This is a genomic window from Pseudomonas cimarronensis, assembly GCF_049331905.1.
Taxonomy (GTDB): Bacteria; Pseudomonadota; Gammaproteobacteria; order Pseudomonadales; family Pseudomonadaceae; genus Aquipseudomonas.
The window spans coordinates 2,432,646-2,446,124 of the sequence record NZ_CP186283.1 but is presented as its reverse complement, the minus strand read 5'-3'; the positions used below and the strand labels follow the sequence as shown (position 1 = coordinate 2,446,124).

The following is a 13,479-nucleotide window of genomic DNA, read 5'->3' as shown; positions in this document are numbered from 1 at the left end:
AAACGGGAGCCCAAACGGGCTCCCGTACTCATTCTCAGAGAAATGCAGGTACACGCCTCACGCATGCACTTGCTACAACCTCACCTGCGCCTCCAAAGAGACGCATACCGCAGTGTGGCAAAAAAGCCTGGGCAACTCCGTTTAGCTTTGTTGCCGCTTTGCAAAGAAATGTAAACGCCCACAGCAGCTGGCCGTGCAAAGCCCCGCGCGGCAGAATAGGCCGATGAATACAACCTACTTGCCACCCTGCTGCAGCCCGCTGAATGACCACTGGCCGTTGCCGCACAAACTGCCGTCAGTGCGATTGATCAGCACCACTTTTAAGCCCGAGTTGCTTGACCCAGCAGATTTCAGCCGTTGCGCCATCGAACCGGTGCGTGGCGTGGCCAAACGTCAGGCCGAATACCTGGCCGGCCGCCTGTGTGCGCGTGAAGCCTTGCTGCGTTTGACCGGCACAGCGACCGTTCCAGCCTGTGGTGAGGATCGCGCGCCGCAGTGGCCGTTAGGTATTGTCGGCTCCATCACCCACGGCAGCGGCTGGGCCGGCGCCGTAGTGGGCAACAACGCGGATTGGCGCGGCCTTGGCCTGGATATCGAGCAGATCATGCCGGCCAGCCGCGCCGAGCGCTTGGCCGGGGAAATCCTCACCCCCGCCGAACTGTTGCGCTTGCAAGAGCTGCCGAGCGAACAGCACGCGCAACGCATCAGCCTGACCTTCTCACTCAAGGAAAGCCTGTTCAAGGCGCTCTACCCGCAGGTATTGCAGCACTTCTACTTTCAGGATGCCGAGCTGCTCAGCATTGATGCTGACAATAAAGTGCGCATGCGCCTGCTGATTGACCTGCATGCCGACTGGCCCGCTGGCAGCGAGCTGGAAGGTCAGTTCGCCGAGTTCGACGATTACCTGCTCAGCCTGATCAGCATCCCGCGCTGAGCGATTGCCTACCTGCCATGAGGGTAGGTAATCGCAGTTCTGAAAGATCGCCGCTAAAGCGCCTCCCACAATATGAAGCTACCGCCTGATCTAGCCGCCTAAACCAAAATCGTGGGAGGGGCTTCAGCCGCGACAAACGCTCCACTCTCATGCGCTTGGCCTGACAAGCCGCGTTGCGGCACAACAGCGCCTTTAGCAAATCCGCTAAACTCGGCCGATTGCCGTCTGGAGTGCCCTATGCGCGAAGATTTGAATCAAGGCCTGATCGAGTTCCTCAAGGCCTCGCCCACCCCTTTCCACGCCACCGCCAGCCTGGCTTTGCGTCTTGAAGCGACCGGTTTTCAGCACCTGGATGAGCGCGCCAGTTGGCACACCGAAGCCGGTGGCCGCTATTACGTGACGCGCAACGACTCCTCGATCATCGCCTTCAAACTGGGTAAGCGCTCGCCTCTGGAGGGCGGCATCCGCCTGGTCGGCGCACACACCGACAGCCCATGCCTGCGCGTCAAACCGCAACCCGAGCTGCAACGCCAGGGCTTTTTCCAGCTCGGCGTCGAGGTATACGGCGGCGCGCTGCTGGCGCCCTGGTTCGACCGCGACCTGTCACTGGCTGGCCGTGTCACCTACCGCCGCGATGGCAAAGTGGAAAGCCAGCTGATCGACTTTCAAAACCCGATTGCGGTGATCCCCAACCTGGCCATCCACCTCAACCGCGAGGCCAATCAGGGCTGGGCGATCAATGCACAGAACGAACTGCCGCCAATTCTCGCCCAGCTCGCGGGCAGCGAAGCGGCCGACTTCCGCGCGCTGATCACCGACCAACTGGCTCGTGAACATGACTTCAGTGCCGATGCGGTGCTCGATTACGAGCTGAGCTTCTACGATACCCAGAGCGCGGCAGTGATTGGCCTGAACAGCGACTTTATCGCCGGCGCGCGGCTGGACAACCTGCTGTCCTGCTACGCCGGACTGCAGGCGCTACTGGCGGCGCCGGATGAGGAAAGCTGTGTACTGGTGTGCACCGACCATGAAGAAGTCGGCTCCTGCTCGGCCTGCGGCGCCGACGGCCCGATGCTCGAACAGGTGCTGCGTCGCGTGCTGCCAGATGGAGACGCCTTCGTACGCATCATCCAGCGCTCGCTACTGGTTTCGGCCGACAATGCCCACGGCGTACACCCCAATTACCCCGACAAGCATGACGCCAACCACGGCCCCAAGCTCAACGCCGGCCCGGTGATCAAGATCAACAGCAACCAGCGCTACGCCACCAACAGCGAAACCGCCGGATTCTTCCGCCACCTGTGCCTGGAAAACGAAGTGCCGGTGCAAAGCTTCGTCACCCGCAGCGACATGGGTTGCGGCTCGACCATCGGCCCGATCACCGCCAGCCAGCTGGGCGTGCGCACCGTGGATATCGGCCTGCCAACCTTCGCCATGCATTCGATCCGCGAACTGGCCGGCAGCCATGACCTGGCGCATCTGGTGAAAGTCCTGACAGCGTTCTACGCCAGCGCTGAGCTGCCCTGACGCCCGTTATCTGCAAGCTCGCAACAGCGTAGGGTGGATGGCGCTTGTCCATCCACCCTACGCTGTGACCATCACTCCGGCACCTCGACGCTCACATGCAGGGCGTCGTGGCGCCAGAACTCCAGGTCGCAATCAATCAAGCGGCCATGCTGGTCACGGTTGATCCGCACAATGCGCAGCGCAGGGCTGCCCACCGCTACCTTCAATGCCGATGCGGCTTCACTGTGCAACGCTGTGGGCACCATGTCGAAGCGCACCCGGCCGTAATGAATGTCGTATTCGCTGGCATACAGTTCGGTCAGCGAACGGGTCAGGTCGAAATCCAGAATGCCGGCAAAGTAATTCGGATTGAGGTAGTGCTCAACGTACAGCACCAGGCGGCCGTCGATGCGCCGTGCGCGGCGGATCTGATACACGCTGGACAGCGCCGGCAGCGCCAGCAATTGGCAGATTTCCGCACTGGCAGGAATCAGCTTGGCACTCAACACTTCGGTAGCTGGCACCCGGCCCTGCTCGCCGACCATGGCATGGAAGTGGCTGCGCACCAACGGGTTATAAGCCACGCGCGGAGGTGAAACAAACCAGCCACGACGCTCCTCACGGTAAATCAACCCCTGAGCCTCAAGCTGCCCTAAGGCCTCGCGCAGGGTAATGCGCGTGGTATCGAACACTTCGCTGAGCTTGCGCTCGGCCGGCAACTGGCTACCCGATGGCAACAAGCCATGCTCGATCTGTTCTTCCAATGCCCGACATATAGCAGTGACTGCCCGCGGCGCTTCATCGCGCATCAAGACCTCCCAAATTGGACTAGTCCAGCCCCATTTGAGGGCATAAACCTGTTGGTACCGCGCTAAAAATCATGTTTCAAGTTTAAGCAGTCTTGATGACCATGCCATGACAACTTTCTTCCGGCATCACCATAGTCCGGTCAATCTTGCTTCGCAGGCAGTCGGCAAGCGGAATTATTCATGGTCTACGCTTGTGGTGCTCTCGCTCAGACGCAGTGGATTGAAGCGTTTAATGAGCAGCGTACATAAAACTGTCATTTAACACGCATAAATTGGCCTGGGTCTTGCTGATCTAGACCAGACCTTTACCGCACGCACCTCACTCGCAAAGGAGTTTCCAATGAAACAACTGCTGCTGGCTTCACTGATGGGCTCAGCCATCGCCCTGGCGACTTCCGCTATGGCCGCCGGGACGGACTTGAAAGCACTGGAACAGGCCGCGCGCACTGAAGGCGCGGTAAACAGTGTGGGCATGCCTGACAGCTGGGCCAACTGGAAGGACACCTGGGCCGATTTGAACACGCTCTATGGCCTCAAGCACATGGACACCGACATGAGCTCAGCCCAGGAAATCGCCAAGTTCGCCGCTGAAAAAGACAATGCCACCGCCGACATCGGTGACGTGGGCGCGGCTTTTGGCCCCATCGCCGTGCAGCAAGGTGTTACCCAAGCCTACAAACCGAGCACCTGGGAACAGATTCCAAGCTGGGCCAAGGACGCCGACGGCCACTGGATGCTGGCCTACACCGGCTCCATCGCCTTTATTGTCAACAAACAACTGGTCAAGGACGTACCGCGTTCCTGGGCCGACCTGAAACAGGGCACTTACAAGGTTGCCATCGGTGACGTCAGCGCTGCAGCTCAGGCCGTTAACGGGGTTCTGGCGGCCTCCATCGCCAATGGCGGTGATGAGACAAACATCCAGCCGGGCCTGGATTTCTTCGCTGAAATCGCCAAGCAGGGCCGCCTGGGCCTGTCCAACCCGACCATCCAGACTCTGGAAAAAGGTGAAGTGGAAGTCGGTATTGTCTGGGACTTCAACGGCCTGTCCTACCGCGATCAGATCGACCCGAGCCGCTTCGAGGTGCTGATCCCGTCCGACGGTTCGGTGATCTCCGGCTACAGCACCATCATCAACAAGTACGCCAAGAACCCCAACGCCGCCAAGCTGGCGCGTGAGTACATCTTGAGCGATGCCGGGCAAATCAACCTGGCCAAGGGTAACGCGCGCCCGATTCGCGCCGAGCACCTGACCCTGCCAGCCGAGGTACAGGCCAAACTGCTGCCGAACGAGCAGTACGCCAAGGTTCAGCCGATCAAGGATCCGGCGGCCTGGGAAGCCACCTCCAAAGCACTGCCGCAGCTGTGGCAGGAAAATGTGATCATCGAAATGCAGTAATTGCGGGTCCGCAGCCCGACACATTCGCCGGGCTGCGTTTTTGTTCAAGGAAATCGTTCGATGAAACACAACGTCATCCTGGTCGTACTGGATGGCCTGAATTACGAGGTGGCCCGCCATGCGCTGGGCCATCTGCAGGCCTACTGCGGTGCCGGCCGTGCCGCACTGTACAAGCTCGAATGCGAGCTGCCCTCGCTGTCTCGTCCACTCTACGAATGCATCATGACCGGCGTCGCACCTATCGACAGCGGCATCGTGCACAACGATGTGGTGCGTTTGTCCAACCAGCGCAGCATTTTCCACTATGCCCGCGCCGCCGGCCTGTCCACTGCGGCAGCGGCCTATCACTGGATCAGTGAGCTGTATAACCGCGCGCCCTTCGATGCCGCCCGCGACCGCCACACCAGCGACCCTGACCTGCCCATTCAGCAGGGCCATTTTTACTACGCCGACCACTATCCGGATTCGCACCTGTTTGCCGACGCCGAGCACCTGCGGGTGCAGCACCGGCCCAACTTTCTCCTGGTGCACCCGATGAATATTGATGACGCCGGCCACAAGCATGGCCTGGATTCGCCGCAGTACCGCAACAGCGCGCGGGTCGCCGACCTGTTGCTGGCCGAGTACCTGCAACGTTGGCTGGATGCCGGCTATCAGGTGCTGGTAACGGCAGACCACGGCATGAATAACGACCGCTCGCACAACGGCCTGCTGCCGGAAGAGCGTGAAGTGCCGCTGTTCGTCGCCGGCAGTGCGTTCAGCCTGGATGGCCAGGCCCAACCGCGACAGACCGAGTTGTGCGGCACCATCTGCACCCTGCTCGGCGCGGCCCATGACAAACCCTGGTGCAAGGAGCTGCTCAAGTGACAGCAGACAAACCCCGTGGCAATCGCGGCCGGTGGTTGGCCCTGCTGTGCCTGCTGCCCTTCGCGGTATTTTTTATCGCCTTCCAGATCGCTCCACTGGTGTGGGTGGCGGTGCACAGCCTGAGCGTTGGTGACAGCTGGGGCCTGGGCAACTACGAGAAGATCTTCAGCTCCAAGTTCTACCTGCAGGCGATCAAGCACAGCCTGCAGATCGCCTTCTGGTCGAGCCTGTTTGGCATCGTCATCGCCGTGCTCGGCAGCTACTCGCTGCGCCAGGTCGACTCGAAGCTGCGCGACTTCGTCATGGCCTTCTCCAACATGACCAGCAACTTTGCCGGGGTGCCGCTGGCCTTCGCCTTTATCATCATCCTCGGCTTCAACGGTGCGCTGACCCTGCTGCTGATCAAGATCGGCCTGATCGAGAGCTTCAACCTCTACTCGAAAAATGGACTGATCGTGCTCTACACCTATTTCCAGATTCCCCTTGGCGTGCTGCTGCTCTATCCCGCCTTCGACGCCCTGCGCGAGGACTGGCGCGAGTCCGCGGCCCTGCTCGGTGCCGGTACCTGGGACTTCTGGCGGCATATCGGCCTGCCGGTGCTGACCCCGGCGCTGCTTGGCACATTCGTCATCCTGCTGGCCAATGCGCTCGGCGCCTACGCCACGGTGTACGCGCTGACCACCGGCAATTTCAACGTGCTGCCGATCCGCATTGCCGCGATGGTGGCCGGTGATATCAGCCTCAACCCGGACATGGCCAGCGCCCTGGCGATGGTGCTGGTGGGCCTGATGGTGGTGATCACTGCTGCGCACCAATGGCTGCTGAAGAGGAGCTACCATGTCGCTCGCTGAAAACAAACCCGCGGCCCTTTATCACCGCGTGGTGGTCTGGCTGCTGTTCCTGATTCTGCTGCTGCCGCTGGCCGGCACCCTGCTCTATTCGCTGTCCACCAGTTGGTCGGCGACCATCCTGCCATCCGGGCTGACCTTTAAATGGTATGTGGCGCTGTGGAGCGACCCACGCTTTCTCGCCGCCTTTGCTCAATCGCTGCTGGTGTGCTTCGCCGCGCTGTTGCTCTCGGTGCTGCTGATTCTGCCGCTGCTGTTCGTGGTGCATTACCACTTCCCGAAGCTCGACGGCCTGATGAACATCCTCATCCTGCTGCCCTTCGCCGTGCCGCCCGTGGTGTCGTCGGTGGGGCTGCTGCAGGTCTATGGCTCCGGGCCACTGGCGATGGTGGGCACACCGTGGATTCTGATTGGCTGCTACTTCACCGTGGCGTTGCCCTTTATGTACCGGGCAATCACCAACAACCTGCAAGCGATCAATCTGCGCGACCTGATGGACGCCGCCCAGCTGCTCGGCGCCAGCACCTGGCAGGCGGCTTTTCTGGTGGTATTGCCCAACCTGCGCAAGGGCCTGATGGTCTCGCTGTTTCTCTCCTTCAGCTTCCTGTTTGGCGAGTTCGTGTTTGCCAACCTGCTGGTCGGCACCCGCTATGAAACCCTGCAGGTGTACCTGAACAACATGAAAAACAGCAGCGGCCACTTCAACAGTGCGCTGGTGATTTCCTATTTCTTCTTCGTGCTGATCTTCACCTGGGCAGCCAATCGCCTGAACAAGGACAGACCATGAGTTACCTGAGCATCCGCGGCCTGCATAAAAGCTACGGCAGCACCCCCATCTTCAGCGAAATCGATTGTGAAATCGGCAAGGGTGAATTCATCACCCTGCTCGGCCCCTCCGGTTGCGGCAAATCCACTCTGCTGCGCTGCATCGCCGGCCTGACCGGAGTCAATGGTGGCCAGATCATCCTCGACGGCCAGGATCTGGTACCACTGACGCCGCAGAAACGCGGCATCGGCATGGTGTTCCAGAGCTACGCCCTGTTTCCCAACATGAACGTGGCACAGAACGTAGCCTTCGGCCTGCGCATGCAGAAGATCAAAGGCAGTGAGGCCGAACAGCGGGTCAAACAGGTGCTGGAACTGGTCGAACTCAACGACTTCGCCGAACGCTACCCGCACCAGCTCTCCGGCGGCCAGTGCCAGCGCGTGGCACTGGCCCGCTCCCTGGTCACCCGCCCGCGTTTACTGTTACTCGATGAGCCACTGTCGGCGCTGGATGCACGGATTCGCAAACACCTGCGCGAACAGATCCGCAGCATCCAGCAGGAGCTGGGCCTGACCACCATTTTCGTCACCCACGACCAGGAAGAAGCCCTGGTCATGAGCGACCGCATCGTGCTGATGAATGCCGGCAAGATCGTCCAGAGCGGCGACGCGGAAAGTCTCTACAGCGCGCCAGTGGACGCCTTCGCCGCCGGGTTTATCGGCAACTACAACCTGCTTGATGCCGACGCCGCCAGCCGCCTGTTGCTGCGCCCGATCAACAGCCGTGTGGCGATCCGCCCGGAAGCCATCCAGCTCGGCGCACAGGGCGCGATCGAAGGACAGATTCACAGCCATCGCCTGCTCGGCAACGTGATCCGTTACCGCATCGAAGCCCGTGGCGTCGAACTGCTGGTGGACGTGCTCAACCGCTCCCCCGCCGATCTGCTGGCCAGCGGCCAACGCATCAACCTGAACATTGAAGACAACGCAATCTGTGAGGTGGCCTGATGGCCCTGGCAATTTTCGACTTGGACGAAACCCTGATCGGCGGTGACTGCGCCAGCCTGTGGACCCAGGAAATGGTCAAGCTCGGCTGGGCCGATGCGGACAGTTTTATCGCCCATGAACAGGAACTGATGCGGCAGTACGCCGCCGGCAGCCTGGCCATGGAAGACTACATGGCCTTCACCCTGTCGCCGCTGGTGGGCCGCACACCGGAAGAAGTCGCCCATGTGGTCGAGCCCTTTGTCGAAGACGTGATTGAGCCGATTTTCTACAGCGACGCCACCCGTTGCCTGGCGCAGCATCGCGCCGCCGGCGACCGCATTCTGGTCATTTCTGCCTCGGCGCATTTTCTGGTCAGCGCGGTGGCCGCGCGCCTGAATATCGAGGAAGTACTGGCCATCGACCTGGAACAGCAACACGGCCACTACAGCGGTCGCACCCAGGGCGTGATGACCTACCGCGAAGGCAAGGTGATTCGCCTGCAAGCATGGCTGCAGGAACAGGGCGAAAGCCTGGAAGGCGCCTACTTCTATTCCGACTCACGCAACGACCTGCCGCTGCTGCAGGTGGTCGACAAGCCGCACGTGGTCAACCCTGACCCCACCTTGTTGCGACACGCTCAGGAAGCTGGCTGGCCAATCCTCAACTGGCGCTGATTGCGGTGAGAGGTGGCGCGTAGGCCTGCCAACAGGCTATAACGCGCCACCTCACTGCCACACGCCTGTTTTCATGCCCAGTAATTCACCCCTCAGCGCCTATCAGCAGGCCATCGACCGAGACGGTTTTAAATCCGACCCGGCGCAGTGGCAAGCCGCCCAAGCCTTGCATGATTGCTATCAGGCGTTGCACCAAGACGAACCCTTGAGCCCGCTCAGCGGGGTATATCTGTGGGGGCCGGTTGGCCGTGGCAAAACCTGGCTGATGGACAGTTTCTACAAAGGCCTGAAAGTCCCGGCGCGGCGCCAGCACTTTCACCACTTTATGCGCTGGGTGCATAGGCGCCTGTTTCAGCTCACCGGTACGCCTGACCCATTGCAGGCGCTGGCCTTGGAGCTGAGCCGCGAACTGCGCGTGCTGTGTTTCGACGAGTTGTTTGTCAGCGATATCGGCGATGCGATCATTCTCGGTCGGCTGTTTCAGGTGATGTTCGAGCAGGGTGTGGTGCTAGTCGCCACCTCCAACCAGCCGCCTGAACTGCTGTATGCCGAAGGTTTCAACCGCGAGCGTTTTCTGCCGGCGGTGGCGGCCCTGCAACAGCATATGCAGGTGGTCAGCCTCAACGGCGAGCAAGACCATCGCCTGCACCCAGGCGCCGCGCATAGCCGTTACTGGGTTGCCACGCCTGGGCTGCCCAGCGTACTGAGCCGAACCTTTAGCCAGCTGGCCGCAGGCAAGCCCAGCAGTGATCAACCGCTCACGCTCGACCACCGCAGCGTGCAGACCCTGCGCCACTGCGACGGCGTGCTCTGGTGCCGCTTTGCTGATTTGTGCGAGCAGCCCCTGGCCGCGCCGGACTTTATCGCCCTGTGCGACCGCTTCCAGGCAATTCTGCTCAGCGAAGTGCCGAACCTGAGCAGCCCGCAACGCGCGGCGAAGATCGCTCGTGGCACCGAAGATGGCGTCGAGCGGGTGCAGGCCGGTGATCGGCAGCTGCCGGCGCTGTCGGTCAAGGATGACAGCGTGCGGCGCTTTATCGCCCTGGTGGATGAGTGTTACGACCGCAAGGTGCCGCTGTATCTGGAAGCCCAGGTGCCGTTGGCCGAACTCTACACCGAGGGCTACCTGAGCTTCGCCTTTCGCCGCACCCTGAGCCGCTTGCAAGAGATGCAACTCCAGCGTTTCGGCGCGTAATGCTTTGGGGCTTTAAGAATCTTTTTGAAGTCTTGCGAGCTAGAGCCATGCAAGGCGCTACGTTAGTAACAGCCTCCGGCTGGTCAAAGCGGCAAGGAAGCGGAGTGTACTTTTGTACATGAGCATTCCGAGCCTGCTTTTAACGCAGCAGGGCCGACGCGCAGCAGACTGTAAGTAGACTTAGGCCTGCATGGCCCAGCCATGCACACTCATCGCCGCCTGGCGTAGCGCCTCCGAACGCGTTGGGTGCGGATGGCAGATCAACGCAACGTCCTCAGCCGAAGCACTGAACTCCAAGGCCACGCAGTATTCGCCGATCAGCTCGCCGGCGCTGGGGCCGATGATATGCACGCCGAGAATCTGGTCGGTACGCTCATCGGCCAGCACTTTGACGAAGCCTTCGGCCTCGTGGTTGATCTTCGCCCGGCTGTTGGCGGTAAAGGGAAACTTGCCAACCTTGTAAGCCCGTCCTTCGGCCTTCAACTGCTCCTCGGTCTTGCCCACGGTGGCGACTTCCGGCTTGGTGTAGATAACCCCGGGAATCGCCTGGTAATTAACCTCGGCAGCGTGCCCGGCAATCCGTTCGATACAGGCGATGGCCTCATCTTCGGCCTTGTGTGCGAGCATCGGCCCGGAGGTCACGTCGCCGATGATCCAGATGCCCGGCACGCTGCTGCGGTGCTGCTGGTTTTCCAGCATGCCGCGCTTGTCGGTGGCGAGGCCGACCGTTTCCAGGCCGAGGCCAGCGGTATAAGGTCGTCGACCGATAGCCACCAGCACATAATCGGCTTGCAGCTGCTCGGTTTCGCCGCCGGCGGCGGGCTGCAGGTCAAGGGTTACCCCTTTGCCGTCAGCCTTGGCCGCGCTGACCTTGGTCGCCAGTTTGAAATTCATGCCCTGCTTGCTCAGGGTGCGCTGCAGGGTTTTCGCGGCTTCGTTGTCCAGGCCTGGGCAAATGCGGTCGAGATACTCCACCACCGTCACTTCGCTGCCCAAGCGCCGCCACACCGAACCCAGCTCCAGGCCAATCACTCCGGCACCGATCACCACCAGGTGCTTGGGCACCTCGGGCAGAGCCAGCGCACCGGTGGAATCGAGAATGCGCTGGTTATCAATGGTCACTCCCGGCAGTGGCGTCGGTTCCGAGCCGGTGGCGATCACAATGTCCTTGGCCGTAAGCTCACGCACACTGCCATCGGCGAGGGTCACGGTAACCTTGCCCGGCCCGTTCAAACGCCCCCAGCCCTTGATCCACTCGACCTTGTTCTTGCGAAACAGAAACTCGATGCCCTTGGTCAGGGCTGTGACGCTCTCATCCTTCTGTTTCATCATCTGCGCCAGATTGAGCGTCGGCTTGACCTCGATGCCGAGGTTGTTCAGCTCGCCGCTGGTCGCCGCTTCGTAGAGTTCCGAGGCATGCAGCAAGGCCTTCGACGGCATGCAGCCGACATTCAGGCAGGTGCCGCCGAGGGTCTCGCGGCCCTCGATGCAGGCGACCTTGAGGCCCAGTTGTCCGGCGCGGATAGCCGCGTTATAGCCACCGGGGCCACCCCCGATAATCAGCACGTCATAGTTGCTCATGGAGTTGCTCCTAGGGTTTAGCCAACCAGTGCCGCGTTCGCTGCCGGCCGTGGGCGCAGCAGATGAAAGGCGCAGAACGCCGCGACGGCGAATAAACTGTTCAGCAACACCATAGGCCACGCCGAGCCATCCGCCAGCAGGCTGAGCAAGACGCCACTGCAGGTGGCCCCGGCCATTTGCGCAAACCCCATAAAGCCTGCGGCCAGCCCAGCGCGGTGGGCATTGGGGATCACCGCGCCGGCCACCGAAGCAGGTATCAGCATGCCGCCACCCAGGGTGAGCAGCACCTGGGGTAATGACAGGCCGAGCAGCGACAAACCGAACAGCAGATAGATCGCCAGCGTCGCCAGCGCACCGCTCGCCACCAACGCCACGCCGATGCCGACGATCTTTTCCGGCCCTAGTTGCAGGATGCGCCGCTGGGTAAAAATCGCCCCGGCGATCAACGCCGACACAATTGCGCCAAAGGTAATGCCGTACTGCGCCGGACTCAGCCCAAGCAGGTCGATATACACGGCGGAAGAGCCAGCCACCACCGCGAACATCGCGCCATAGGTGCAGGCCAGCGTCAGGGCCAGCGCACGGAACGAAGCAGCGCGCAGCAGATCGGCATAGTTGCCGGCCAAACGGCTGAGCTGCCCGGCCTGCGGATCGAGCTGGCGATTGCTCTCGCGATACAGGCCCAGCACCGCGCACACGCAGGCAAAACCAATCAGCAGCGCCAGAGCAATCGGTGCGCGCCAGCCGCCATACAGCACCAACACGCCGCCCAGCATCGGCGACAGAGCAATGGCGCAGAGCATGCCGATCACCGTCAGCGCCAAGGCAGGCCCTGCCTGCGCCTGCCACACGTCGCGGACGATGGCCCGCGCCAACACCAGCGCCGTACAGGCACCAATGCCCTGCAACACGCGGGCAGCGATAAATTCACCCATGCTGCCGGCCAGCAGCATCCACAAGGTGGCGAGCAAATAGATCAGCCCCCCTGCGATCAGCACCGGACGCCGGCCAATGCGATCCGACAGAGGCCCGAGCCATAACTGCCCCAGGCCAAAAGCCGCGACGAAAGCCGACAACGCCAGCAGGCTGCTACCCGGTTGTGCGGCCATGATCAGCTCGATAGCGCCAAGACTGGGAATGATCAGTTGCGTGGAGATTTCGCCAAGGGCGGTCAACGCCACCAGCATCAACAACAGACGGCGCGACGGTAGTGGATGAGCGTGCATGGCGTGTCCCTTAATTTTCAGCGGCAGTGGCTTGCCATTTATTAATATTTCGGTCGTAATGTAAACAATAAAATTACACTCGAAATATAAAACACCGATCCAAGCAGAGGCCCCCATGAGCATTCCATCACACGAAGAAAAACTGGCCGAATGGATCGCCGCCGAACAGGCCATGCGCGCCAGCCTTGGTGCACCCGGCAGCATGAGCCTGGCGCAAGTCAGCGAACTATTACCGCAGGAGTTCTTTGACGGTATCGGCCGCGGCGAACTGCCCTCGCCGCCCATCGGTCACCTGCTGGATTTCATCCCACTGGAGTGGTCACCCGGTCGTTTTCTCTTTCAGGGCACGCCCGATGAACGTCACTACAACCCCCTGGGCAGCGTACACGGTGGTTACGCCGCCACCCTTCTCGACTCCTGCATGGGTTGCGCCATCCACACCCAACTGCAACGCGGCCAGGGTTACACCACCACCGACCTGCGCATCAGCTATATCCGGGCCCTGAACAAGAAAATCGGCCCGATCCGCGCCGAGGGGCGCATCGTCCATCTCGGCCGCACCACCGCACTGGCCGAGGGGCGTATCTATGACGTCGACGACCGCCTGTATGCCGTGGGCTCAACCACCTGCCTGATTCTCAACATGCCCGGCTGAGTCCGGCTTTGCCATCGCGTTAATCACCATGAG

13 protein-coding genes are annotated in these 13,479 nt (G+C 61.3%); 10 read left to right on the top strand and 3 right to left on the bottom strand.

Annotated features, from left to right (window positions below; translation table 11 throughout):
• The first annotated feature begins 223 nt into the window (after positions 1-223).
• Together ACOCLD_RS11465 and ACOCLD_RS11460 are read left to right on the top strand one after the other, a co-directional pair.
• On the top strand, positions 224-934 hold the full coding sequence (locus ACOCLD_RS11465) for a 4'-phosphopantetheinyl transferase family protein (RefSeq protein WP_422909241.1): 711 nt from the start codon (positions 224-226) through the stop codon (positions 932-934).
• 237 nt (positions 935-1,171) lie between these two features.
• A complete protein-coding gene (locus ACOCLD_RS11460) occupies positions 1,172-2,461 on the top strand; it encodes a M18 family aminopeptidase (protein WP_422909240.1) in 1,290 nt (429 codons plus the stop codon).
• Between the two features lie 71 nt (positions 2,462-2,532).
• Here the strand turns inward: ACOCLD_RS11460 and ACOCLD_RS11455 are convergent, their stop codons facing one another.
• Positions 2,533-3,249 (bottom strand): UTRA domain-containing protein, encoded by a 717-nt coding sequence (locus tag ACOCLD_RS11455; protein ID WP_108489051.1) that lies wholly within the window; start codon positions 3,247-3,249, stop codon positions 2,533-2,535.
• Positions 3,250-3,589: 340 nt separating this feature from the next.
• On the opposite strand from ACOCLD_RS11455, the gene ACOCLD_RS11450 reads away from it, so the two are divergent.
• The 7 genes from ACOCLD_RS11450 (at position 3,590) to zapE (ending at position 9,984) form a co-directional block, all read left to right on the top strand.
• Positions 3,590-4,648 (top strand): ABC transporter substrate-binding protein, encoded by a 1,059-nt coding sequence (locus ACOCLD_RS11450; RefSeq protein ID WP_422909239.1) that lies wholly within the window; start codon positions 3,590-3,592, stop codon positions 4,646-4,648.
• Between the two features lie 60 nt (positions 4,649-4,708).
• Positions 4,709-5,515: an alkaline phosphatase family protein gene (locus ACOCLD_RS11445; protein ID WP_422909238.1), complete on the top strand. Its 807-nt coding sequence runs from the start codon at positions 4,709-4,711 to the stop codon at positions 5,513-5,515.
• Entirely contained in the window at positions 5,512-6,366 is an 855-nt protein-coding gene (locus ACOCLD_RS11440) for an ABC transporter permease (RefSeq protein ID WP_257779160.1), read from the top strand. The genes ACOCLD_RS11445 and ACOCLD_RS11440 overlap by 4 nt, the downstream gene beginning before the upstream one ends.
• Positions 6,353-7,150 (top strand): ABC transporter permease, encoded by a 798-nt coding sequence (locus tag ACOCLD_RS11435; RefSeq protein ID WP_422909237.1) that lies wholly within the window; start codon positions 6,353-6,355, stop codon positions 7,148-7,150. Before ACOCLD_RS11440 ends, ACOCLD_RS11435 begins: the two co-directional genes overlap by 14 nt.
• Positions 7,147-8,136: an ABC transporter ATP-binding protein gene (locus tag ACOCLD_RS11430; protein ID WP_257779162.1), complete on the top strand. Its 990-nt coding sequence runs from the start codon at positions 7,147-7,149 to the stop codon at positions 8,134-8,136. The genes ACOCLD_RS11435 and ACOCLD_RS11430 overlap by 4 nt, the downstream gene beginning before the upstream one ends.
• Complete coding sequence (locus tag ACOCLD_RS11425) at positions 8,136-8,789, top strand: HAD family hydrolase (RefSeq protein WP_422909236.1); 654 nt, start codon at positions 8,136-8,138, stop codon at positions 8,787-8,789. Before ACOCLD_RS11430 ends, ACOCLD_RS11425 begins: the two co-directional genes overlap by 1 nt.
• A 73-nt stretch (positions 8,790-8,862) precedes the next feature.
• Positions 8,863-9,984 carry a cell division protein ZapE gene (gene zapE, locus ACOCLD_RS11420; protein WP_422909235.1) on the top strand — a complete coding sequence of 374 codons (1,122 nt, stop codon included), beginning with the start codon at positions 8,863-8,865 and terminating at the stop codon, positions 9,982-9,984.
• A gap of 180 nt (positions 9,985-10,164) precedes the next feature.
• Here the strand turns inward: zapE and lpdA are convergent, their stop codons facing one another.
• Both lpdA and ACOCLD_RS11410 read right to left on the bottom strand, forming a co-directional pair.
• Positions 10,165-11,565: a dihydrolipoyl dehydrogenase gene (gene lpdA / locus ACOCLD_RS11415; RefSeq protein WP_422909234.1), complete on the bottom strand. Its 1,401-nt coding sequence runs from the start codon at positions 11,563-11,565 to the stop codon at positions 10,165-10,167.
• A 17-nt stretch (positions 11,566-11,582) separates the two neighbouring features.
• The gene (locus tag ACOCLD_RS11410; RefSeq protein WP_422909233.1) at positions 11,583-12,791 is read right to left on the bottom strand and encodes an MFS transporter; all 1,209 of its coding nucleotides are present in this window, start codon (positions 12,789-12,791) and stop codon (positions 11,583-11,585) included.
• Between the two features lie 115 nt (positions 12,792-12,906).
• Between ACOCLD_RS11410 and ACOCLD_RS11405 the strand changes: the two genes are divergently transcribed.
• Positions 12,907-13,446, top strand: a complete 540-nt coding sequence (locus ACOCLD_RS11405) for a PaaI family thioesterase (RefSeq protein ID WP_422909232.1) — start codon at positions 12,907-12,909, stop codon at positions 13,444-13,446.
• Positions 13,447-13,479: the final 33 nt, after the last annotated feature.